This window comes from Kitasatospora sp. NPDC034023 (assembly GCF_055575795.1).
This window is the reverse complement of record NZ_JBVIRY010000010.1, coordinates 26,647-50,813: the sequence shown is the minus strand read 5'-3', so window position 1 is coordinate 50,813 and position 24,167 is coordinate 26,647. Positions and strand designations below refer to the sequence as shown.

Annotated in this window: 14 protein-coding genes and 1 pseudogene; 12 read left to right on the top strand and 3 right to left on the bottom strand. The window is 73.6% G+C overall.

Annotation, left to right across the window (positions count from 1 at the left end; translation table 11 throughout):
* Window positions 1-242: 242 nt before the first annotated feature.
* From ACZ52R_RS16200 to yicI, 4 genes are all read left to right on the top strand, one after another.
* Complete coding sequence (locus ACZ52R_RS16200; protein WP_465621932.1) at window positions 243-3,098, top strand: glycoside hydrolase family 3 C-terminal domain-containing protein; 2,856 nt, start codon at window positions 243-245, stop codon at window positions 3,096-3,098.
* Between the two features lie 179 nt (window positions 3,099-3,277).
* Entirely contained in the window at window positions 3,278-4,267 is a 990-nt protein-coding gene (locus ACZ52R_RS16195; RefSeq protein ID WP_465621691.1) for an acetylxylan esterase, read from the top strand.
* A 34-nt stretch (window positions 4,268-4,301) separates the two neighbouring features.
* On the top strand, window positions 4,302-5,702 hold the full coding sequence (locus ACZ52R_RS16190; protein WP_465663567.1) for a GH1 family beta-glucosidase: 1,401 nt from the start codon (window positions 4,302-4,304) through the stop codon (window positions 5,700-5,702).
* Complete coding sequence (gene yicI, locus ACZ52R_RS16185; protein ID WP_465663568.1) at window positions 5,699-7,981, top strand: alpha-xylosidase; 2,283 nt, start codon at window positions 5,699-5,701, stop codon at window positions 7,979-7,981. Before ACZ52R_RS16190 ends, yicI begins: the two co-directional genes overlap by 4 nt.
* 130 nt (window positions 7,982-8,111) lie before the next feature.
* Here yicI and xylA read toward each other — a convergent pair whose 3' ends face one another.
* A complete protein-coding gene (xylA, locus tag ACZ52R_RS16180) occupies window positions 8,112-9,284 on the bottom strand; it encodes a xylose isomerase (RefSeq protein ID WP_465621697.1) in 1,173 nt (390 codons plus the stop codon).
* 97 nt (window positions 9,285-9,381) lie between these two features.
* On the opposite strand from xylA, the gene xylB reads away from it, so the two are divergent.
* Together xylB and ACZ52R_RS16170 are read left to right on the top strand one after the other, a co-directional pair.
* The gene (xylB, locus tag ACZ52R_RS16175; RefSeq protein ID WP_465621699.1) at window positions 9,382-10,812 is read left to right on the top strand and encodes a xylulokinase; all 1,431 of its coding nucleotides are present in this window, start codon (window positions 9,382-9,384) and stop codon (window positions 10,810-10,812) included.
* A 72-nt stretch (window positions 10,813-10,884) separates the two neighbouring features.
* Window positions 10,885-12,093 (top strand): ROK family transcriptional regulator, encoded by a 1,209-nt coding sequence (locus ACZ52R_RS16170; RefSeq protein WP_465753620.1) that lies wholly within the window; start codon window positions 10,885-10,887, stop codon window positions 12,091-12,093.
* Between the two features lie 21 nt (window positions 12,094-12,114).
* Here the strand turns inward: ACZ52R_RS16170 and ACZ52R_RS16165 are convergent, their stop codons facing one another.
* Window positions 12,115-14,118: an alpha-amylase family protein gene (locus tag ACZ52R_RS16165; protein WP_465663570.1), complete on the bottom strand. Its 2,004-nt coding sequence runs from the start codon at window positions 14,116-14,118 to the stop codon at window positions 12,115-12,117.
* A gap of 239 nt (window positions 14,119-14,357) precedes the next feature.
* Here ACZ52R_RS16165 and ACZ52R_RS16160 point away from each other — a divergent pair.
* Together ACZ52R_RS16160 and ACZ52R_RS16155 are read left to right on the top strand one after the other, a co-directional pair.
* A pseudogene (locus tag ACZ52R_RS16160) lies at window positions 14,358-14,774 on the top strand (SDR family oxidoreductase); the annotation flags it as partial.
* Window positions 14,771-15,769 carry an aldo/keto reductase gene (locus ACZ52R_RS16155; protein WP_465663571.1) on the top strand — a complete coding sequence of 333 codons (999 nt, stop codon included), beginning with the start codon at window positions 14,771-14,773 and terminating at the stop codon, window positions 15,767-15,769. The pseudogene ACZ52R_RS16160 and the gene ACZ52R_RS16155, both read left to right, overlap by 4 nt.
* A gap of 296 nt (window positions 15,770-16,065) precedes the next feature.
* Here the strand turns inward: ACZ52R_RS16155 and ACZ52R_RS16150 are convergent, their stop codons facing one another.
* Window positions 16,066-18,468, bottom strand: a complete 2,403-nt coding sequence (locus ACZ52R_RS16150) for a SpoIIE family protein phosphatase (protein WP_465663572.1) — start codon at window positions 18,466-18,468, stop codon at window positions 16,066-16,068.
* A 398-nt stretch (window positions 18,469-18,866) separates the two neighbouring features.
* Here ACZ52R_RS16150 and ACZ52R_RS16145 point away from each other — a divergent pair, with 398 nt between their 5' ends.
* The 4 genes from ACZ52R_RS16145 (at window position 18,867) to ACZ52R_RS16130 (ending at window position 24,086) form a co-directional block, all read left to right on the top strand.
* The gene (locus ACZ52R_RS16145; protein WP_465621709.1) at window positions 18,867-19,601 is read left to right on the top strand and encodes a FadR/GntR family transcriptional regulator; all 735 of its coding nucleotides are present in this window, start codon (window positions 18,867-18,869) and stop codon (window positions 19,599-19,601) included.
* A gap of 35 nt (window positions 19,602-19,636) precedes the next feature.
* Window positions 19,637-19,888 (top strand): hypothetical protein, encoded by a 252-nt coding sequence (locus ACZ52R_RS16140; RefSeq protein ID WP_465621711.1) that lies wholly within the window; start codon window positions 19,637-19,639, stop codon window positions 19,886-19,888.
* A 62-nt stretch (window positions 19,889-19,950) separates the two neighbouring features.
* On the top strand, window positions 19,951-22,368 hold the full coding sequence (locus ACZ52R_RS16135; RefSeq protein WP_465663573.1) for a glycoside hydrolase family 95 protein: 2,418 nt from the start codon (window positions 19,951-19,953) through the stop codon (window positions 22,366-22,368).
* A gap of 458 nt (window positions 22,369-22,826) precedes the next feature.
* Entirely contained in the window at window positions 22,827-24,086 is a 1,260-nt protein-coding gene (locus ACZ52R_RS16130; protein ID WP_465663574.1) for a hypothetical protein, read from the top strand.
* Window positions 24,087-24,167: the final 81 nt, after the last annotated feature.

Genomic DNA, 24,167 nt, shown 5'->3' with positions numbered 1-24,167 from the left:
GCCATCTGCAGCGACAGCTCATGGTGGCGTGGCCCCTCTCCGTCGCAGCCTCGGAAGCGTCGAAGCGCTTGGATGTTTCGCCGAGACTAACCACGCGTTACCGGTTGAGCAAGAGGCTGAACAAATGCAAAATCGGTTGCGCTCGGGGGAGTTGACAGTCACTTCGGAGCCTGTCAACGTCGAAGCGCTTCGATGAACGACGCCGAGCCCAGCCCGCCCGAGGGGTATTCCACGTGAGTTCCGTGCCCGCGTCCGCAGCCGGCCTGCCCGGTTTCCGCAATCCCACGCTTCCCCTGCGCAAGCGTGTCGACGACCTGCTCCACCGGCTCACGCTCGACGAACGGCTCGCGATGCTGCACCAGTACGCGCCCGCCGTGCCGCGCCTGGGCGTCGCCCCCTTCCGCACCGGAAGTGAGGGCCTGCACGGGGTCTCCTGGCTCGGGGTGGCGACGGTCTTCCCGCAGGCCGTCGGCCTCGGCGCCAGCTGGGACGAGGACCTGGTGCGCGAGGTCGCCGAGGCGGTCTCGACCGAACTGCGCGCCTTCCACTACCACCGCCCGCCGGCGATCGGCACCACCGAACGCGGGGCGAACTCCCTGCAGGCCTGGGCCCCCGTGCTCAACCTGCTGCGCGACCCGCGCTGGGGGCGCAACGAGGAGGGCTACTCCGAGGACCCGGTGCACACCGCCCGGGTCGGCGAGGCGTTCTGCCGGGGCCTCGCCGGCGACCACCCGACCTACCTGCGCACCGCCCCCGTGCTCAAGCACTTCCTCGCCTACAACAACGAGGACGACCGCTGCACCACCTCCTCCTCGCTACGCCCCCGCGTGCTCCACGAGTACGACCTCGCCGCCTTCCGCCCGGTCGTCGCCTCCGGCGCCGCGACCGGCGCGATGGCCGCCTACAACCTGGTCAACGGCCGACCCTGCCACGTCAGCCCGCTGATCGAGGCGGAGCTGCGCCGCTGGGCCGAGCCCACCGGCCACGAGCTGTTCGTGGTCAGCGACGCCGAGGGCCCCTCCAACCTGGTCGACCCGGAGCACTACTTCGACGACCACGCCGAGTCCCACGCGGCCGCGCTGAAGGCCGGCATCGACAGCTTCACCGACCATGGCGAGGACAGCGCGACTCCGGTCGGCCGGCTGCGCGAAGCGCTGGAACGCGGACTGATCGACGAGGCCGACGTGGACCGCGCGGTCCGGCGGCAGCTCGAACTGCGCTTCCGCCTCGGCGAGTTCGACCCCGAGCTGGACCCCTACGCCGACACCGGACCCGAGGTGATCGACTGCCCCGAGCACCGCGACCTGGCCCGGCAGGCCGCGACCGAGTCGACGGTGCTGCTCAAGAACGACGGCCTGCTGCCGCTCGACCCGGCCCGCACGCCGCGGATCGCTGTCATCGGCCCGCTTTCCGACACGCTCTTCGAGGACTGGTACAGCGGCACCATGCCGTACCAGGTGGGCATCGCCACCGGACTGGCCGAGGCCGTCGGCGCACACGGCGCCGAAGTGGTCCGGGTGGAAGGCGCCGACCGGATCACCCTGCGCTCGCGCACCACGGGAGACCTGCTCGGCAAGTCCGCCTACGACGTGACCGACTGGGGCGGCGGCGCCTTCACCCTGTGCGCCGCCGACACCGGCCGCTACCTGAGCCTTCAGGACGACGACGCCCTGGCCGCCGACCGGGAAGTGATCAGGAGCTGGTTCGTCAAGGAGACCTTCCGGCTCGAACCGGCCGGCGCCGACACCGTGCTGCTCCGCTCCGTGTTCACGGGGCGCTACGCCGCCATGGACCCGACCGACGGCCGGGTGACCGTCACCGCCGAGAGCGCGGACGATGCCGAGCGCTGGCAGCGCGAGCTGGTGCGCGACGGCATCGCCGAGGCGCGGGCGGCCGCCGAGACGGCGGACGTCGCGGTCGTCGTCCTCGGCAACCACCCGATGGTCAACGGCCGCGAGACCGAGGACCGCGCGGACATCGACCTGCCCGAGGGCCAGGAGGAACTGCTGCACGCGGTCGCCGCCGTCCGCCCGGAGACGGCCCTGGTCGTGATGAGCAGCTACCCCTACGCCCTCGACTGGGCCGACGAGCACCTGCCCGCCGTGGTGTGGACCTCCCACGGCGGGCAGGAGACGGGGCACGCCCTGGCCGCCGTGCTGCTCGGCGGGGCCGAGCCCGCCGGCCGCCTGCCGCAGACCTGGTACCGGGGCGACGACCCGCTGCCCGCCCCGCTCGACTACGACATCATCAAGGCGGGCTGGACCTACCAGTACCACCGGGCCACCCCGCTCTACCCCTTCGGGCACGGGCTGTCCTACACCGACTTCGCCTACCGCGACCTGCGCCTGTCGCAGCCGTCGATCGACCAGGACGGGTCGGTCGACGTCACCGTCACACTGGCCAACAGCGGACGGCGGCCCGGCAGCGAGGTCGTCCAGCTCTACGTCCGGGCCCTGGACGCCCGCTACGAGGCACCCCGGCTGCGCCTCGCCGACTTCCGCAAGGTCCACCTGGAGCCCGGCGAGGAGCGGGAGTTGACGTTCCGGCTGCCGGCCGACCGGCTCGCCCACTGGGACGTCGCCACCGGGGCCTTCACCGTCGACCCCGGCGGCTACGAGGTGGTCGTCGCCCGCAGCTCCGACCACCCGGTGCTCACGGCGCCGCTCACCGCGCTCGGGGCGGTGGCCACGCCCCGCGTGGTCCTCGAACGCCGCACCCCGGCCGTCGACTTCGACGACTACACGGACACCACCATCGTCGACGCCGACCGCACCGACGGCGACGCGGTCACGCCCACCGATCCCGCGCAGCCCGCGACGCTCCTCTTCCGGGACGTCGACCTCTCCGGAGCCGTCCGGATCACGGTGGAGACCGCCCGCGAGGACGCCGGACCGGTCCGGGCCGGGCTCGAAGTCCACGCCGGCAACCGCCTGTTGGCCGAACTCGACGTGCCCGTCACCGGCGACCGCTACGCCTGGACGGTCACCACCGCCGCACTCGCCGCCCCGCTCGACGGTACGCACGACCTGAGCCTGACCCTGCACGGCGACGTCCGCCTCGCCGCCTTCCGCTTCGGCGGGGCCGGCCAGGCCGACTGAGGACCGTCGCCCCACGGACCGGCGGCCCGCCCATGGGGTGGGCGGGCCGCCACCCTCACCTGTCCGGCGCTCCGCGCCGCACCCGTTCGCTTCCGTCACCCCGCCGCCCGGAGGCGTCCCCATGCCGCTGCTCGCCCCACCACACCGGCTCGTCATCGCTCTATCCGGAGGAATCCGCCATGCCGCTCACAGACTTCGGACTCGACGAACTCGTCCGCTACCGGCCGGAGCCGTCCGCCCCGCAGGACTTCGACGACTTCTGGCAACGGAGCCTCGCCGACGCCCGCTCGCACGGCGGGGCGGTCAAGGTCGAACGCGTCACCGCGCAGTACGGACTGCGCACCGTCGAGGTGGACGACGTGCGGTTCCCCGGCTGGAACGGCGAGCCGGTGGCCGCCTGGCTGCTGCGCCCGCGCGGCGTGGCGGGGCCACTGCCGGTCGTCGTCACCTACATCGGCTACTCCGGCGGCCGCGGGCTGCCCACCGAGCACCTGTTCTGGTCCGCCGCCGGGTACGCCCAACTCGTCGTCGACAGCCGGGGCCAGGGCCGGGACACCCCCGACCGGGGCGAGGGCGACGGCACCCAGTGGGCCGAGGGCTTCATGACCCGCGGCATCGACTTCCCCGAGAACCACTACTACCGGCGGCTGATCACCGACTGCGCGCGCGCCGTGGACGCCGTCACCCGACTGCCCGGCCTCGACGGCAACCGGATCCTGCTGGCCGGCGGCAGCCAGGGCGGCGGCCTGGCCATCGCCGTCGCCGGGCTCACCGGGGACCGCGTCGCGGCGGTGATGCCGGACGTGCCGTTCCTGTGCCACTTCCGCCAGGCAGCGCAGATCGCCGGGGAGGGGCCGTACCAGGAGATCGTCAAGTACCTGCGCTGGCACAGCCCGAACCGCGTCCAGCAGACCCTTGACACCCTTGACTACTTCGACGGAGTCAACTTCGCCCAGCGGGCCACCGCGCCGGCCCTGTTCAGCGTCGGCCTGATGGACCCGGTCTGCCCGCCCTCCACGGTCTACGCCGCCTTCAACCACTATGCCGGTGAGGACCGAACCATGACGGTCTGGCCCTTCGCCGACCACGGCGGCGGCTGCGGCGCCAACCCGCCCGCCCAGCTCGCCTGGCTGCGGGAGCGCGGACTCACGCCGGAGCCCGCCGCATGAGCGAACGAAGCGAGCGAGTCATCAGGAGGTGCGCATGAGCACCCCGGCCTTCCCGGAACTGCCCGCCGGCTTCCGCTTCGGCGCCGCCACCGCCGCCTACCAGATCGAGGGCGCCCACGACGAGGACGGCCGCGGCCCGTCCATCTGGGACACCTTCAGCCACACCCCCGGCCGCACCCTCGGCGGCGCCACCGGCGACACCGCCTGCGACCACTACCACCGCTACCCCGAGGACGTCGCCCTGCTGCGCGGGCTCGGCGTCGACAGCTACCGCTTCTCGATCGCCTGGCCCCGCCTGCTGCCCCGGGGCACCGGGTCCGTCAACCGGAAGGGCCTGGACTTCTACGACCGGCTGATCGACGAACTGCTGGACGCCGGGATCGCGCCCGCCGCCACCCTCTACCACTGGGACCTGCCGCAGGCCCTGGAGGACCGGGGCGGCTGGCGCGTCCGGGAGACCGCCGAATCGTTCGCGGAGTACGCCGCCCTCGTGGCCGAGCGCTACGGGGACCGGGTCGAGCGCTGGATCACCCTCAACGAACCGTTCTGCTCCGCGTTCGTCGGCTACGCCGAGGGCCGGCACGCCCCCGGCGCCCAGGAGGGGCGCGGCGCCCTCGCCGCCGCGCACCACCTGCTGGTCGCCCACGGCCTCGCCGCCCGGGAACTGCGCGCCGGGGGCGCCGGGGAGGTCGGGATCACACTCAACCTCGACCGCCTGCACGCCGCCTCCTCCCTCCCGGAGGACCGGGCCGCCCGGCGCCGGGCCGAGGTCCTGCACAACGAGGTGTGGACGGCGCCGCTGTTCGCCGGGCGCTACCCCGCGCACGAGGCCGACACCTGGTGCGGTCTCGCGGACGGCCCCTGGCGGCGGCCGGGCGACCTGGACCTGATCGGCGCGCCGCTGGACTTCCTCGGCGTCAACTTCTACCGCCCGATCACCGTGGCCGCCGCGTACCACCGCACGGACGACGTCGACCGGCGCACCGCCGTGGACATCGGAGTCACGGAGCCGGACCCGTACGGCACCCGGCACACCACCATGGGCTGGCCCGTCGTGCCGACCGCGCTCACCGAACTGCTCCGCGGCCTCCACGCCCGCTACCCGCAGCTCCCGCCGGTCTGGATCACCGAGAACGGCTCCGCCGAGGCCGACAGCCTCACCCCCGACGGCCGCGTCCACGACGCGGAGCGGATCGACTACCTGGCCGGCCACCTCGCCGCCGTCGCCGACGCCATCGCGGCCGGGGTCGACGTGCGCGGCTACTACGTCTGGTCCCTGCTGGACAACTTCGAGTGGGGGCGCGGCTACGAGCAGCGCTTCGGCCTGGTCCACGTCGACTACGACACCCTGACCCGAACGCCCAAGGACAGCTACCACTGGTACCGGGGCCTGATCACCGCGCACCGCGCGCGGACGGAGGAACCTGCCCGATGAAGTTCACCGACGGCTACTGGCTGATGCGACCGGGCGTCACGGCGCGCTACGCCACCGAGGTCGCCGACGTCCGGACCGACGATGACCGGATGACCCTCTACGCGCCCGTGAAGCACGTGCGCGGCCGCGGTGACACGCTCAACAGCCCACTGCTGACCGTCGAGTGCTGGTCCCCGGCCGAGGGCGTGATCGGGGTGCGCACCACCCACCACGCCGGATCGGTGCGGCGCGGACCGGAGTTCGCGCTGCCCGGCGCCGAGCCGGGCAGCGGGAAGGTGCGCCGGGACGGCGACGTGGTGGAGCTCTGCGCCGGCGAACTGACCCTGCGGGTGGACACCTCGAAGCCGTGGCAGCTGGAGTTCACCGCCGGCGGCCGGGTCCTGACCACGGTGGGCGAGCGCGGCACCGGCTTCGTCACCGACGCGGGCGGCCGCCACCACATGCTCGGACAGCTCGCCCTGGGCGTCGGCGAACTGGTCTACGGCCTGGGGGAGCGGTTCACCCCGTTCGTCCGCAACGGCCAGGTGGTGGACATCTGGCAGGCGGACGGCGGCACCAGCAGCGAACAGGCGTACAAGAACGTCCCGTTCCACCTGACCAACCGGGGCTACGGCGTCCTCGTCAACCACCCCGGCCGGGTCAGCTACGAGATCGGGTCCGAGGCGGTCGGCCAGGTGCAGTTCAACGTCGAGGACCAGTCGCTGGAGTACTTCGTCGTCCACGGCCCGACCCCCAAGCTGATCCTGGAGCGCTACACCGCCCTCACCGGCCGCCCCGCGCTGCCCCCGGCCTGGGCACTGGGCCTGTGGCTGACCACCTCCTTCACCACCGACTACGACGAGGCCACCGTCAACCGCTTCGTCGGCGGCATGGCCGAACGCGGCATCCCGCTGAGCGTGTTCCACCTCGACTGCTTCTGGATGCGCGAGTACCAGTGGAGCGACTTCGCGTGGGACCCGGACACGTTCCCGGACCCGGCCGGCATGCTGGCCCGGCTCAAGCAGCAGGGGCTGCGCATCTCCGCCTGGATCAACCCCTACATCGCCCAGAAGTCGGAGCTGTTCGCCGAGGGCATGCGCGAGGGCTACCTGGTGCGCCGCCCGGACGGCAGCGTCTGGCAGTGGGACCTGTGGCAACCGGGCATGGCGCTGGTCGACTTCACCAACCCCGCGGCCCGCGACTGGTACACCGGCAAGCTGCGCACCCTGCTGGCGGTCGGGGTGGACTGTTTCAAGACCGACTTCGGCGAGCGCATCCCCACCGACGTCCTCTGGCACGACGGCTCAGACCCGGAACGGATGCACAACTACTACACCCAGCTGTACAACCGGGCCGTGTTCGAGCTGCTCCGGGAGGAGCGCGGGGAGGGCGAGGCGCTGCTGTTCGCCCGGTCCGCGACCGTGGGCGGCCAGCAGTACCCGGTGCACTGGGGCGGCGACTGCGAATCGCACTTCAACGCCATGGCCGAGTCGCTGCGCGGCGGACTCTCCCTCGGGCTGTCCGGTTTCGGGTTCTGGAGCCACGACATCGGCGGCTTCGAGGGCACACCGACCCCCGCCGTCTTCAAACGCTGGACACAGTTCGGCCTGCTCTCCTCGCACAGCCGGCTGCACGGCAGCAAGTCCTACCGCGTGCCGTGGGACTTCGGCGAGGAGGCCGCCGAGGTCACCCGCGAGTTCACGCTGCTCAAGCACCGCCTGGCGCCCTACCTCCAGCACGCGGCCCAACAGGCGCACGCCACCGGCCTCCCGGTGATGCGCGCCATGGTGCTGGAGTTCCCGGACGACCCGGCCGCCGCCGCGCTCGACCGGCAGTACCTGCTCGGCGACGACCTGCTCGTCGCCCCGGTCTTCACCGAGGACGGCACGGTCGAGTACTACGTGCCCGAGGGGACGTGGACCAACATCCTGACCGGCGACCAGGTCACCGGCCCGCGCTGGGTGCGCGAACGGCACGGCTTCCACACCCTGCCGCTGCTCGCCCGCCCGGACTCCGTCATCGCGTTCGGGGCGGACGACCAGCGCCCGGTCTCCGCCTGGGCCGAGGGCGTCGAGCTGCGGGTGCACGCCTTCGCCGACGGCGCCGAGCGCAGCGTCGTGATCCCGCGCACCGAAGGCACCGGCGAGAGCGCCCGCTTCCGGCTGCGCCGCACCGGCGACCGGCTGAGGGTGACCACCGACAGCCCGCACCCGTGGCAGCTGAGGCTCGGGGGCCCGGACGGCGCCCTGCACGTCAGCCCGGCCGGCACCCACGAGGCCGAGCTGACCTACCCGGCCTGAGGCCGGCCCCGGACGCGAGGTCCCGCGCGCCCCCGCATGGGCGCGCGGGACCTCGCTCCTTGTCGTCCGTACTCGCCGGGTCGCGCGGGCCGGGTCGGACGGAACCGTGCGACCCGGCTGACGGATGCGGTCAGCGGGCGCCGAGGAGGTGTTCGAGGGCCAGCTGGTCCAGCTGCTCGAAGGCCATGCCGCGCCGGGCGGCGGCGTCGACGTCGAACTCCTCGAAGGCGGAGCGGTCCGCCAGCAGCCCGCTCAGGCCGTCCTCCGCCGTGGGGAGGGCGAGTTCGGGCAGCCGGGAGGCGGCGAGCGCGGCCCGCACCTCCGGGTCGGCCCGGAAGGCGCGGGAGCGCTCGGCCAGCAGCAGGTAGTTGCGCATGCAGCCGGCCGCGGACGCCCAGACGCCGTCGAAGTCCTCGGTGCGCGGCGGCTTGAAGTCGAAGTGCCGCGGGCCGTCGTAGCCGGCCGATTCCAGCAGGTCGACCAGCCAGAAGGCCTGCCGCAGGTCTCCGGCGCCGAAGCGCAGGTCCTGGTCGTACTTGATGCCGGACTGGCCGTTGAGGTCGATGTGGAACAGCTTGCCGTGCCACAGGGCCTGGGCGATGCCGTGCGGGAAGTTGAGCCCGGCCATCTGCTCGTGGCCGACCTCGGGGTTGAGACCGACCCGATCGGGCCGCTCCAGCGCGTTGATGAACGCCAGGGCGTGGCCGACGGTGGGCAGCAGGATGTCGCCGCGCGGCTCGTTGGGCTTGGGCTCGATCGCGAAGCGCAGGTCGTAGCCCTGCTGCTCGACGTACTCGCCCAGCAGGTCGAAGGCCTCCTTCAGCCGGTCGAGCGCGGTGCGCACGTCCTTGGCCGCGCCGGACTCGGCGCCCTCGCGCCCGCCCCAGGCGACGTAGACCGAGGCACCGAGCTCGGCCGCCAGGTCGATGTTGCGGATCGTCTTGCGCAGCGCGTAGCGCCGGACGTCGCGGTCGTTGGCGGTGAAGGCGCCGTCCTTGAAGACCGGGTGGGTGAACAGGTTGGTGGTCGCCATCGGGACCGTCAGCCCGGCGTCGTCCAGTGCGGCCCGGAAGCGCTTGACGCTCTGCTCGCGGGTGGCCTCGCCCGCCCCGAAGGGAATCAGGTCGTCGTCGTGGAAGGTGACGCCGTAGGCGCCGAGGTCGGCCAGTCGCCGCACGGTCTCGACCGGGTCGAGGGCGGGGCGGGTGGCGTCGCCGAAGGGGTCGCGACCCTGCCAGCCGACGGTCCACAGGCCGAAGGTGAACTTGTGCGCGGGGGAGGGGGTGAGGGCGTCGCTGGACATGGAGCGGCTCCGGGTTCCGTGCCGAAAGGGTGTTTGTCAGGGCTCTCAACAAATTAGTATGCCGGAACGTCAGAAGGAACCCCCATCGGAGGAACGCATGCCCGAGCAGCGTGTCGTGATCGGCTTCGACAGCTCCACCCAGTCCACCAAGGCGCTCGCCGTCGACCTCGACACCGGCACCGTCCTGGGCCGGGGCCGCGCCCCGCACACCGTCAGCACGGGCGCCGGTCGCGAGAGCGATCCCGAGCAGTGGTGGGACGCGCTCGGGCAGGCCGCGGCGGGAACCGGCTGGGCGGCCCGCGCGGCCGCCGTCTCGATCGCCGGTCAGCAGCACGGTCTGGTCACCCTGGACGCGGCCGGAGTGCCGGTCCGCCCGGCGCTGCTCTGGAACGACGTCCGGTCCGCGCCCCAGGCCGCCGAGTTGAAGGCCGCGATCGGCGCCGCGGAACTCGCCCGCCGCACCGGCAGCGTGCCCACCGCCGCCTTCACCGCCCCCACGTGGGCCTGGCTGCGCGCCCACGAGCCCGCCGCCGCCGACCGGGTCGCGGCCGTCCGCCTGCCCCACGACTTCCTGACCGAGCGGCTGACCGGGGAGGCGGTCACCGACCGGGGCGACGCCTCGGGAACCGGCTGGTGGGGTCCGGACGGCTACGACCGGGACGTCCTCGCCCGGATCGGTCTCGACCCGGGCCTGCTGCCGGAGGTCCTGCCCCCCGGCGCCCGGGCCGGTGCCGTCCGCCCCGGGACGCCGCTGCGCGAAGGCACGCCGGTGGCCACCGGCACCGGCGACAACATGGCCGCCGCCCTCGGGCTCGGCCTGCTCCCCGGGCAGCCGGTGCTCAGCCTCGGCACCTCCGGCACCGTCTACGCCGTCGGCCGGCGCAGGCCCGCCGACCCCAGCGGCACCGTCGCCGGCTTCGCCGACGCCCTCGGTGGCTGGCTGCCACTGGCCTGCACGCTCAACTGCACCCTCGCCGTCGACCGCTTCGCCGCCCTGCTCGGCCGTGGCCGCGACGAGGTCGAGGACGGCGGCACCGCGGTCGTCCTGCCCTACCTGGACGGCGAGCGGACACCGGACCTCCCGGGGGCCTCCGGCCTGGTCCACGGGTTGCGGCACGACACCACCCGGGGGCAGCTGCTGCAGGCCGCCTACGACGGCGCCGCCCACGCCCTGCTCGCGGCCCTGGACGGCGTGCTGCGCGCGGGCGGCGCGGACCCGGCGGGCGACGAGCCGCTGCTGCTGATCGGCGGCGGCGCCCGCGGGCAGGCCTGGCAGCGGACCGTCCTGCGGCTCTCGGGCCGCGCGGTCCAGGTGCCCGACGCGCAGGAACTGGTCGCGCTCGGCGCCGCCGCCCAAGCCGCCGCGCTGCTCACCGGCGAGCCCGCCGACGCCGTCGCCCGCCGCTGGAAGACGGCGCGGGGCCCGGTGCTGGAGCCGGTGAAGCGGGACGAGGACGCGCTGCTGCGGATCGGGGATACCCTGCGTCGGGCCGGGGCCTTGCAGGGAGCTCCGGCCGAGGACCGGTAGGAGGGGCGGCGCGTGACAGTGGTCGGCAAGGCGAAGAACAGCCCGGGGAGTGGGCCCGCGTCGCAACAGGACATGCGACGGCGGAACCTCTCGGTCGTCCTCGGCGCGGTCGCCGCGCACCGCTCGCTGCCCCGCCCGTTGTCCCGTGCGGACGTCGCCGGACGCGTCGGCCTGACCAGGGCGGCCGTCTCGTCGCTGGTCGACGAGCTGATCGGGCGGGGTGCGCTGACCGAGGCGGAGACCCCGCCCGACGGGCGGGTCGGTCGCCCGGGACGCGCGTTGTCGGTGACCGACGAGGGCCCCGCCGGTCTCGGCCTGGAGATCGGCGTCACCCACCTCGGCGCGTGCGTGGTGGACCTGCGCGGCGAGCCGCGGGTGTGGCGCCGGGTGGAACGGGTCAACGCGGGCCGGCCGGCCGGGCGGGTCCTGGCAGAGGCCGCCGCGCTGGCCGCCGAGACGGAGGCCGAGGCCGCCGCCCTCGGACTGCGGGTCGAGGGCCGCGTCCTGGCCGTGCCCGGGGTGGTGCCGAACGGGCCCGGCGCACTGGTCGAGCGCGCGCCCAACCTCGGCTGGCACGGCGTCCGGCTCGCCGACCACTGGCCCGACCCGGACACCGTGCCCGAACCGGAGAACGAGGCCAACCTCGGGGCGCTGGCCGAGTACTGGAGCGCCGAGCCGGCCGTGGAGACCTTCGTCCACGTCTCCGCCGACACCGGGATCGGTGCCGCCCTGGTCATCGACGGGCAGTTGTTCCGGGGCGCCCGCGGCTTCGCCGGCGAACTCGGTCACATCCCCATCCGGCCGGACGGCGTCGAGTGCGCCTGCGGTGCCCGCGGCTGCCTGGAGCAGTACGCGGGCGAGGCGGCCGTGCTGCGCGAGGCCGGTCTCGCGCAGCACGGCCGCGCCCGCGGCGGTGCCGCCGGGGCCGGACCGGCCCCGGCGGGGGACCCGGTCGCCCTGCTGGCCGAGCGGGCGGCCGCCGGGCACGCGCCCACCCTGGCGGCGCTGGACCGCGCCGGGCAAGCGCTGGGCCTCGCCCTCGCCTCGGCCGTGGAACTCATCGATCCGGACGGTCTGGTCCTCGGCGGCGCCTACGCCGAACTCGCCGACTGGCTGCTCCCTTCCGTGCGCGCCGAGTTGGCCGCCCGGGTCACCGTGCGGCCGTGGGCCCCGGAGGCGCTGCGCCCGTCCGCGCTGGGGCGGCGCGGGCCGCTGCTGGGCGCGGCGCTGACGACGGTCCGCCGGATCATGGCGGACCCGACCCTGCTGCCCGTCGGCTGACCCGGGACCCGTACCGCGTGGTCAGTCGTGCTCGACCACGACCATCGCGTGCCCGTCCACCGTGGTGACCCGTACGTGGACGTACTCGCCGTCGTGCTGCCAGGCGAGCTCCTGCCCGGCGGGCTGCAGCCGCACCGAGCGCGGCGCGGCGGCGAGCCGGACGGCGACGGGCACGTCGACCAACGGGAACGGGTCGTGCACCAGGTCCAGTTCCGGGGTCTCCCGGGAGGGGACGAAGCTGACCAGGTGCACCACGGTGCCCGTGGCGGTCCGGACGACCGTGGTTTCCAGGTGGACCGGCCCGCCGGCGCGCAGGAGCGGGTCCGGCAGGAGCCGGTCCAGGGCCGCGCCGAGCAGCCGGCGGTACGCTTCCAGGCCGTGCTCGTGGAAGGCCTCCAGCAGCGGCACGGTCACCACGGCCACCCCGTCGCCGACGACGACGGCCACCTCGTCGGTCGGGTCGGCCGGGGGAGTGTAGGAGTGGCCGCAGAAGCGCTCCCAGGAACGCGGGAAGTACGGCGCCACGACCCGGGCCAGGACGTCGGCGCCGGGCAGCGCCCGGGCGGTCAGCCGGGATCCGTGGCTGATGACCGGGAAGTCCTCCGGGACGCCGGGGACGTCCTGGCAGGCGAGGAAGACCTCGCCGGCCGGAGCCGGGGCCAGGTCCTCGACCGGGAGGTCGGGCAGGGCCGGCTCCGTACCGTTCCTGAGCAGCGCGGGCCCGACCAGCAGCACGGCGCCACCGGCCCGCCGGTACTCCTGCAGGCGCTCGGCGAGGGCGTCGTCGACCGTCGTGGTCTCCGGCACCACGACGGCCCGGTACCCGCCGAGGTCGGCGGTCGGCGGGACCACGTCGAACTGCGCGCGGAGTTGCTGCAGCGCCCGTACGGCGCCGATGTTGCTCGCGCCGGGGTTGTCGCCGAGGCCCGGGTCGACGACCACGGCGAGCTCGCTGACGACGCGGCCGGCGTCGAGGAAGGGCTCGCACTCCTCGATGTGCCGGTAGACCGAGCCGATGAGCTCGTACACCGCGGGGGCGGGCACGCCCCGCGGGTGCAGCACGTCGCCGACGCCGCTGGTCAGACCGTGGCTCAGCATCTGGCTGCTCTCGTAGAGCAGCGCCGCCCGGGGCTTGAGGCCGGCGTTGTCGCCCCAGCTCTCGTGGAACCGCCCGGTGTGGCTGAGGGTCGGAAGCCCCAGCGGGCGGACGAAGCGGGCCACGTACGGAAGGAAGGCGTAGCCCCAGCCGCCGGTGGGCAGCCCCTCGATCTCGACGTGCCGGACGAACTGCCGCTCGTCGGGCAGTCCGGTCTTCGGGCGGCCGTTGAACCAGACGCCCTGGGCGGCGTCCGGGGGCAGGGCCTTCTCCACCATCGCCGAGTAGCGGGCCATGTAGCGCCGGGCCACCAGGTCCGCGTAGCGGGCCCGGTGGTCGGCGTCGGCCGGGTCCAGTCCCTCGCGGCGCATCCCGTCGACCGCCCAGCGGCTGACACTCGGCTGGTTCCAGCACATGTCGATGAAGATCCCGTCGACCGGGGCGAAGCGCCGCAGCACCTCGTCCAACTGGTCGGCGAAGTAGTCGGCGTAGGGGCTGGACAGGTCGAGGACGTTCCAGCCCGCCTCGAACGCCGAGGTGGTCCAGCGGCTGATCTTCAGGTTCTCGTCGTGCGCGACCCACTCGGGGTGCTCCCGGGCGGCGTACTCGTCGACCTGGAGGGAGAGGTAGATCGGCGCGCGGATACCCACGGAGTGCAGGGCTTCCACCTGCTCGGTGAGCAGGTCCAGGTCGGGGGCGAGGCCGGGGTGGCGCTCGGGCCGGTCGGTCCCGTAGTAGAGGTGGCCGTGGTGGCACTTGGCGAAGACGGTGACGCTGTCGACGTGGGCGTCCCGGAAGGTCTGCGCGAAGGTCACCGGGTCGAAGTCCCGGCCCACGTCCGGGATGTCGGGGCTGGTGTGGAAGTCCAGGTGCACGGTGCGGCGGGGGAAGTGACCGGGGCTGTGAGCGTTCACAATACCATGAGTCATGGGATGGATTTATAGGAGGTGCACGCTGAGGTGTCCAGAGGTTCGAGGCAGGAGCTGTGAAACTGCCCGCCGGTGAGCAATCATCAGAGGGATCATTGCGACGCCCACCGCCGCCTCGTATGGTCAGGCATCTCGGATTCATCCGATGTCTTGATGGGAGCCCCCACATGAGGCTGCTGCGAATCGGCGCCCCCGGAGCGGAGACGCCGATCGTCCGCGATGGGGGCGGAGCGACCTTCGCCCTACCCCACCTCCAGCGCTCCGCCGCCGCTTCGGTGGTCAACACCTGCTCCATCGCCGCCACCGCCGGCCTGCCGCGGCGGGCGCTCTACTCGGCGACCAAGAGCGCGGTCCTGTCGCTCCCCCTGGCCATGGCCGCCGACCACGTCCGCGAGGGCATCCGGGTCAACTGCGTCAACCCCGGCACCGTGGACACCCCGTGGGTCGGCCGGCTGCTGGACACCACGGACTACCCGGCCGCCGAGCGTGCGGCGCTGAGCGGCCGCCAGCCGCACGGACGCCTGGTCACCGCCGAGGAGGTGGCCGCCGCCATCACCTACCCGGCCTCCCCCTCGGCCGGCAGCACCACCGGTACGGCGCTGCAGGTCGACGGTGGGATGGCGGGGCTGCGGCTGCGGCCGGAGCCCTGGCCGTGATCGCGCGCCAACGGCCCCTCGGGCCCAGCGGGGTCACGGTCGGCGAACTCGCCTTCGGCGCGGCAGGCATCGGCAACCTGTTCACCCCGGTGACCGATGCCGACGCGGAGGAGGCCGTCACCGCCGCCTGGAAGTCCGGCGTACGGTACTTCGACACCGCCCCGCACTACGGCCTGGGCCTGTCCGAGCGGCGGCTCGGCCGGGCCCTGAGCGGCCGCCCCAGGGACGAGTACGTCCTGTCCACCAAGGTCGGCCGGCTGCTGCGCCCGGCACCGGAGCCGGGTGGCGACGACCTCGCCCACGGCTTCGCCGTCCCCGCCACCCAGCACCGGGTCCGGGACTTCAGCGCCGTGGGCGTCCGCCGCTCGATCGAGGACAGCCTGGAGCGGCTCGGCCTGGACCGGATCGACGTCGTCTACCTGCACGACCCGGACGACCACGCGGAGCAGGCACTCGCCGAGGCGTACCCGGAACTGGCCCGGCTGCGCGCCGAAGGCGTGGTCGGCGCGATCGGCGTCGGGATGAACCAGGCCGGACTCCTCGCCCGGTTCATCCGCGAGGCCGACCTGGACGCCGTCCTCCTGGCCGGCCGCTACAGCCTGCTCGACCAGCGCGGACTCACCGAGCTGCTGCCGCTGGCCGCCGCACGCGGCGTCGGCGTCGTCATCGGCGGCGTCTTCAACTCCGGCCTGCTCGCCGACCCGCGGCCCGGCGCCACCTTCGACTACACCGCCGCGCCCGAGGAGTTGCTCACCCGTGCCCTGCACCTCAGGACCGTCTGCGAGAAGCACGGCGTGCCGCTGCGTGCCGCGGCGCTGCACTTCCCGTTCGGGCACCCCGCCGTGGTGAGCGTGCTGGTCGGCACCCGCAACGCCGCCGAGGTCCGGGACGCGGCCGCCATGCTCCGGCACCGTGTCCCGGACGAACTGTGGGCGGAACTGAAGGACCGCGACCTGCTCCCACCGGACGTCCCGACCCCGCAGGAGGCGCACTGATGCGTCGCGCTGTTCATCACCTGCTTCGACGACACCCTGCTCCCCCTCGGCCGGGCTCCCCGTGGTGTGGGAACCGGGGCCATGACGGCCGCCCGGTCCGGCCCCGGTGCCCGGAACCCCCGCGGCCCGGCCGGGCAGAACCCCTGTGCTGCGAAGATCAGATGACCAGCGCCCCGGACGCTCTGCGACCGCCTCCCCACCGGTGGGGCGAAGACCTTGTCACTCCACAGGCGCGGACGTCTTCCGTTCCCGCCGTGTCCGGGCTCCACCGCCGCGAGCCGGGACCGCGGGCGGGCTCACATCGAGCCGAGGGTCTGGGCGCACCAGATCGTCTTGCCGTTGGTGGAGTGCCGGGTGCCCCAGCCCCGGGTGAGCTGGGCCACGAGCATCAGGCCCCGGCCGCCCTCGTCGAAGGCGCGGGCCCGGCGTAGGTGCGGGCTCGTGGAGCTGGCGTCGGAGACCTCGCAGATCAGTGCGGTGTCGCGGATCAGCCGCAGCCTGATCGGCGGCGCGCCGTACTTGATGGCATTGGTGACCAGTTCGCTGACGACCAGCTCGGTAACGAACGCCTCCTCCTCCAGGCCCCAGGCGGCCAGTTGGTCGGCGGCCAGCCGCCTGGCGTGCGCCACCTGGGAGACGTCGGGCTCGACGCCCCAGTCGGCGACGTGCCCGGGATCCAGCGCATGGGTGCGGGCGAGCAGCAGGGCCGCGTCGTCGGTGCGGTGGTCGGGGAGGAGGGCCTTCATCGCCGTGTCGCAGAGCGCCTCCAGCGAGGCGGCCGGTTCGCTCAGGATCCGCAGCAGGTCGATGACCCCCTGCTCGGCGTCGCGCTCACGGTTCTCCACCAGCCCGTCGGTGTAGAGGGCGAGCAGGCTGCCTTCGGGCAGCTCGATCTCGGTCGCTTCGAACGGCAGCCCGCCGACGCCGAGTGGGGGCCCCGATTGCGCGAGGACCGAGGTACTGGTGCCGTCCGGCGCGATGACCAGCGGCAGCGGATGACCCGCACTCGCCATGGCGCAGCGGCGGGAGACCGGGTCGTAGACGGCGTACAGACAGGTGGCACCGATTTCGCCGGTCGACTCGAAACCGCCTTCGGGCCGGGCCTCGTCGGGCAGGTGGAGCACCAGGTCGTCCAGGTGGGTGAGCAGTTCGTCGGGCGGTAGGTCGACGTCGGCCAGGGTGCGGACGGCGGTGCGCAGCCGGCCCATGCTGGCCGAGGCGTGCACGCCGTGGCCGACGACGTCGCCGACGACCAGCGCGACCCGCGCGCCGGACAGTGCGATGACGTCGAACCAGTCTCCGCCCACGCCCACGCCGGCCCCGGCGGGCAGGTACCCGGAGGCCATGTCGACCGCCCCGTGGCCCGGCAACCGCTGTGGCAGCAGACTGCGTTGCAGGGTCAGCGCGGTGGTGTGCTCGCGGGTGTAGCGGCGGGCGTTGTCGATGGCGACGGCGGCCTTGGCGGCCAGTTCCTCGGCGAGGATCAGGTCGTCGGCGGTGAAGGCCTCGGGCCGGTCGCTACGGGCGAAGGCGACGACGCCGAGCAGTGCGCCGCGAGCCAGCAGCGGCACGGTGATCCGGCCGGTCAGCCCCTGCGCGGCGATGGTCCGGTCGATCGTCGGGTTGCCCGGCGGCCAGTGGGCCGGGTCGGCCGCGAGCCCGGGACCGAAGGCCCATTCGCCGCCCTGGTCGGGTTCGGCGGCGAGCTGGACCATGGACCTGCCGGTGGCCATGCAGCGGGCCGGGACGGAACCGAGGGCGTAGACGACGGGCGTCCCGGATCCGGAAGGCCAGCCGGGGTGGTCCCGCGCGGTGTGCCGGGCGGCCCGGTTGAGCGTGATGGATCCGCCGGTGGTGATCGTGGCGGGCGAGGGCGGTTCCTCCCCGCGCAGCACCTCGTCGAAGAGGTCGACGGTGACGAGGTCGACGAAGCCGGGGACCGAGGTGCGGGCCAGTTCCTCCGCGGTGCTGATCACGTCGAGGGTCCGGCCGATGCCGCTGCTGGCCTCGTTGAGGATGAGCAGGCGTTGGCGGGCCCAGTACTCGGCGCTCATGTCGAAGCCCCAGTTGGCGACCGCGCGGACCCTGCCCCCGGCGTCCCGGACGGGCCACATGCTGGTGGCCCAGGCGTTGGCGTAGGCGCTGCCGAGCGGGCGGAAGACCGTGATGAGACGCGCGGCCTGCCCCGTCCTCGCCACCTCGGAGAGCTGGTGGGTGTACGCGGCGTCGTCCAGCTCGGGGAACAGCTCGCGGTACTTTTCGCCGAGCACCTGTTCCTCCGAGTGCGCTATCACCCGGCACGCGGCGCCATTGATCCACAGGAACCGCAGCTCGGGGTCGTAGATCCCCAGGGCGAAGGGGCACTGCTCGAAGGCCCGGTCGGCGATCACCGGGCGGCGCCCCCAGCGCTGGACGGTCATCACGCGGCCCGACTCCAGGGCGTCCGCACCGCGCAGCGGGTGGGTCGTCACCACGGCCTCCACCGTGGAACCGTCCCGGTGGCGCAGGGTGACCAGAGGGTCCGGTTCGGAGTCGCCGCCCCCGGGGAATCCCGGCGGGGGATCGACCAGCAGGTCGGTCACGGGACGGCCGACGACCTCCCGCGCCGTCCAGCCCAGCAGGAGCAGCCCGCCCTCGCTCCAGGCGCTCACCAGGCCGTCCGGAGCCACCACGACAACAGCCGTAGGCGCGTCCCGCATGCCAGCCGAATCCACGTGCCAGACCTCCGCCCGGGCAGCCGCGCACGCCGGAACCGGATTCCGGCGCCTGCGTTCCAGCCTAGGTCGGGCCCCCGCCGCTCGCGCACCCAGTCACAACGGGCAGGGGAAGGGCCGTGATCGAGTACGGCGGGAGCGGCTGGGCACCCGCCGTGCCCCGCGCCGCCGTGCCCCGCGCCGCCGTGGTCAGTCCGGTGCCGCCCTTTCCGTACGAGACGGTGGTGGCCGTCAAGACATGGGATGGATCGGCGAGAGATCCAGCCTTGGATGTCCACTGGAACGGCCGGTGAGTGGGAACGTGCCTGCTCGCGTACGGGAGGCGCGAAGGAGTGGGCGTCGGACGCCTTCCAGGACATGGGATGGCCTGCTACGTTGACGTCGTGTCCCTGACTGACAAAGCCATCGCCCGCATCCGTCAGCTGATCCGGGAGGGCGAGCTGCCGCCCGGCTCGAAGCTGCCCCCCGAGCAGCAGCTCGCGGCCGAGCTGGGCCTGTCCCGGAACCTGATGCGCGAGGCGGTCAAGGCACTCGTCGTCGCGCGGGTCCTGGAGATCCGGCGGGGGGACGGCACCTATGTGACCAGCCTCGCGCCCGGTCTGCTGCTGGAAGGGCTCGGCGGCGCGGTCGAACTGCTGCAGGGGGACACCGTCCTCGAACTCACCGAGGTGCGCAGGCTCTTCGAGCCGGTCGCCACCGCGCTGGCCGCCACCCGCGGCACCGACGAGGACTTCGCGGAGGTGGAACGCCATCTGGCGGCCATGCGGGACGCGCGGGACGACGTCGAGCTGCTGATCCGGCACGACGCGGCCTTCCACCGGGCCGTGGTCCGCGCCACCCGCAACGAGACCCTGGCCACGCTGCTGGAGCACATCTCCGGGCGCACGCTGCGGGCCCGGGTCTGGCGGGGCCGGGCGGACGCCGACGCGGCCGGCAGGACCATCGCCGAGCACCAGGCGATCCTCGAGGCCCTCACCGCCCGCGACCCCGACCTCGCCCAGGCCGCGGCCCTGATGCACGTCCACACCACCGAACGCTGGCTGCGCGACCACCTGGCCGAGGGCGACGAGATCCCCGACTCGCCGTCCGGACCGCAGCAGGACCGGACCCGTACCTGATCATCCGTCAACCATCGATCGAGGAGCGACCGCGGGTGGGAGTCGACGCGCGCCACCAGGTGTGGGACCTGACCCGGCGCCCGCACTCCTGGCTCGACGCAGCGGAGCCGGCAGCCGTCCGGCGTGACTTCGGGCCGTCCGACCTGGCCCCCCGGGCCCGAGCGGCGGGCATCGACCGCACCGTGCTGGTGCAGGTCCTGCCGGATGCCGCCGAGACCGAGGAGTTCCTCGCCCTGGCCGCCCTTGCGGACACCGGCCGCCGACGCACCGTCGGTACCGCCCCCTGACCTCCTTCTTCCGGCCCGTCCACCCGGACGCCGGACCCCGCCGCCACGATCGGAATGACAACGTGCCCACGGACACCCAGCAGCCCGCCACGGCTCCGCTCTGGTACCGGCGCGCCGCCGCCGACTTCCTGGAAGCGCTCCCCCTTGGCAACGGCCGGCTCGGCGCCATGACGTACGGAGGCGTGCACACCGAGCGGATCGAGCTCAACGCGGACACCCTGTGGTCGGGCGGTCCCGGTCCCCGGGACCGGGCAGGCGCCGCCGACCACCTGTCCGCCCTGCGGGACGCGGTGCTGCGCGACCGCGACCACGCCGGCGCCCACGCGATCGCCACGGCCCACTTCCAGGGCCCCGACACCGAGGCGTACCAGCCGCTCGCCACCCTCCTGCTGACCTTCCCGTCCTGCGGCGAGGACGACGCCGCCGACTACCGGCGCGAGCTGGACCTCGACGAGGCCGTGCACACCGTGTCCTTCACGTCAGGAGGAGTCCGGTACCGGCGGGAGGGCTTCGTGTCCGCGCCCGCGGGCGTGCTGGCCGTCCGCCTCGGCACGGATGCCCCCGGCGCCCTCGCCTTCCGGGTGTGCCTCACGACGCCCCATCCGGCCGCGGCCCCGACAGTCGACCCCGGATCCGGGGTGCTGTCGGTCCACGGGCGTGCCGCGCCACGCGTGTCGCCCCGGCACGGCGTGGCCCCCGTTCCCCGGGACGACGAGGGCACGGGTTTCGCCGCCGCGATACGCGTGCGGACGGTGAACGGAACCACCCGCGCCGTGGACGGCGGGATCGAGGTCACCGGCGCCGACGAGGCGGTGCTCCTGGTCGCCGTCGGCACCGGGTACCGGGACTGGCGGCAGCGGCCCGACGGCCCCGAGACGGCGCTCGCCGAGGCCCGCCGGTGGCTGGACGAGACCGGCGGGCAGGACTACGACGAGCTGCGGGCCGCGCACGTGGCCGACCACCGGCGGCTCTTCGGTGCGGCCGAACTCCGCCTCCACGGCCCGGCGGAGGCGGCGCAGCGGCCGACCGACGAGCGCCTCGTCGCCGCGAACGCGGGCGCCGAGGACCCGGGGCTCACCGCGCAGCTGTTCGCCTACGGCCGCTACCTGTTGATCGCCTCCTCCCGGCCGGGCACCCAGCCCGCCAACCTCCAGGGGATCTGGAACAACGACGTCACCCCGCCGTGGAACTCCGACTGGACGTCGAACATCAATGTCCAGATGAACTACTGGCCGGCCGAGACCACGGGCCTCGCCGAGTGCCACGAGCCGCTGTTCGACCTCGTCGCCGACCTCGCCGAGTCCGGGCGCTCCACCGCACGGGCCTACTACGACGCGCCGGGCTGGTGCTGCCACCACAACGTCGACCTCTGGCGCGCCACCAACCCCGTGTCGGGTGACCCGGTCTGGGCGCACTGGCCCATGGCCGGGCCGTGGCTCGCCGCCCACCTGTGGGACCACCACCTCTTCCACGGGGACCGCGACTTCCTGGCCGAGCGCGCCTACCCGGTCATGCGCGAGGCCGCCCGCTTCCTCACCCACCTCCTGGTCGAGGACGCCGACGGTGAGCTGCTGACCTGCCCGTCCACCTCGCCCGAGCACCACTTCAGGCTCGTCGACGGCTCCCTGGCCGCCGTCGACGCCGGCTCCACCATGGACTACTGGCTGGCCGCCGAACTCCTCGACAACACCGTCGCCGCCGCCCGCGAGCTCGGTGTCGACCACGAGCCGGCGGACGAACTGAGCCGCGTCCGCGCCCGGCTGCGTCCACCGGCGCTCGGAGCCGACGGCCGCCTGCTGGAATGGCGGGACGACCTCCCCGAGGAGGACCCCGGCCACCGCCACCTCTCCCACCTCTACGGCCTCTACCCGGGCAGCGCCGTCGACCCGCTCGGCGACACCACCCTGCTGGACGCGGCCCGCCGCGCCCTGGTCCGCCGGTTGGAACACGGCGGCGGCGGCACCGGCTGGAGCCTCGCCTGGGTCGCCGCACTCGCGGCCCGCCTGGGCGACGGCGCGCTCACCGGGCACGCCGTGGAGCGCCTGCTCGCGAGCTCGATCGCGCCCAACCTCTTCGACCTGCACCCGCCCCGGCTCTTCCAGATCGACGGCAACTTCGGCATCACCGCCGCCATCGCCGAGGCATTGCTGCAGAGCCACAACGGCATCCTGCGGCTGCTGCCCGCACTGCCCCCGTCCTGGCCTTCCGGCGACGTCCGCGGTCTGCGCGCGAGGGGCGGGCTCACGGTCGGCCTGAGCTGGCGTCAGGGCGTGCTGACCGGAGCCGAACTGCGGGCCGCCCGTGACACGACGGTCGACCTGTACCTGCCCGAGCGCGCGGGCCATCCCGTCATGACCGACGATCGGGGCGACCTGGTCGCGGTCGCCGCGGTGCCCGGCGACGCGCGCCGCCTGCGGGTCCACCTGCCGGCCGGTGGTTGCCGCCGGCTCTCCTACCCGGTGCCGGACATCGGCCACTGACTCTCCGACCTCATCCTGCAACCGGAATACGACAGCCGGCCGTCGAGCGGCCCGGACGCGGTGAGCCTCGTGAAGCGCCCCCACTGAGCCGGCGCTCCGCGAACTGCCGTCACCTGCGCCCCCAGCCGATCAGGTCGGAACTGACTGCCAGTCAATCGACGTTGCCACACGGGCCTTCGCCCGTCTCGGCCTGTCTCGCTGCCTGGCGGGTTCACGAGCCGATCCTGTGGTTCGCGGTGACGTGATGTCAAGTCGCTGTTCACCGCTCGTTCACCATGGAGGATCATCCGGATCCTGCGATCGTTGCCGAGCGGCGGCCATGTCGCATCCGCTCGTATACGGACGCATATCGTGCTCAAAGACTGCAAGTGATCGGATTTGATCGGACACGCTCCTGCAAGGCAGGCTCAGTGCCGCACAGTGGCGGATCAGCCACGGTCCGGCACGGAGGGAGCCGCATGTCCGGGACCGAGCACACCGAACCGACCGCGCACGTTGTCGTCGGGTACACCCCGCAGGAAGGTTTCGTCGCCGTCCAACTCAGCCCGCCTCCGGCGGAGTACGTGTGGCACGACCGGCAGGCCGAGCACCACGAGCAGCGCTTCGGCCCGGGCAACGGCTACCAGCAGTGGCTGGCCGTCGACGTCGACACGGGTGCCGTGTGGTTCGGGGACACCGACTGGCGCACGCAGGGTGGGGATGCCGGCCCCTGGCTGCCGGGCCGCCGCCGGGCCGAGGTCGGGGACGGCGCCCTGCCGTCCCCGACCGTGTTGGTGCACCCGTTCGACCATCGCGTCATCGACGGCCAGGGCGCCGATACCTGGCGGTTCTTCGGCGTGGACGAACTCCACGCACTGGCCCGGCGGGTGCTGCCCCTGGTCCAGCGGGTGATCGGGTCCCTTCATCGTGTGGGCCGGACCGAGGACCTGGAGTGGTCCGCCGAGGCCGCCACGGCCTGGACCGATCTCGAGCAGGCCTGCCGCTTCACGCTCGACGCGGCGGGAACGGTGACCTGGGCCGGAGCCGGCGCGAGCCGGGTTCCCGGATGGCGCATCGAGGTGGCGGACTTCCTCGCGCGGAACCCGGAGCTGTGTGACCCGGCCTGGGCGACGGCTACCGACGCCGAACTGGACGCCTACGCCGCCTACGAACCCGATTCCGGCTACGGAGGCGTGCCGGGACGGATGTGTGCTCCCGTGGACGTCCGTATCGAGGAGGGCTATACCTTCTACGGCCACCGCGCGGCCCTGTACGCCTACCGGGCGGCCGCGTGCGGCGACCGCACACCGGTCGAAGCCGGGCTCTGGCTCCGGGGCAGCGAGGCCGGACGGAGCAGTTGGAAGGCCGCGAAGGTCGTGGGTGCGAGTCTCGCCGACGCCACCGACTGCGTGTTGAGCCACCTCGCCGACACGTTCCGCAGCGCCGCGCTCGACGAAGGCGTGGTCCTCACCGGCCTGATGGCCCACCTTCGGGAACAGCGGGCCGAGGAGCGAGGGGCGGTCGACGAGACGCTCGTTGCCACCGGCCTGGAGCTGAAGCGCCTCGACGAGGTGCTCAAGGAGATCCGACTCGTCCGGAACACGATCCTGACCCGGGTCCTCAGCTGGAGCGACGGGCGGGACGACGAAGCGATCGCCCGGCTGGCGGCGATGTCTCCCGCCGCCGTGGCCGAGTGGCGGGATCGCCTCACCGCCGACGAGGGCCTCTCGCCGGAGTAGCGGGAGGCCACTGCGGGACTCGGCCCGCGGTACGGGTGCCGTCCACCTCAGGCAACGGCAGTCGGCGCCTGTGCCGTGAGT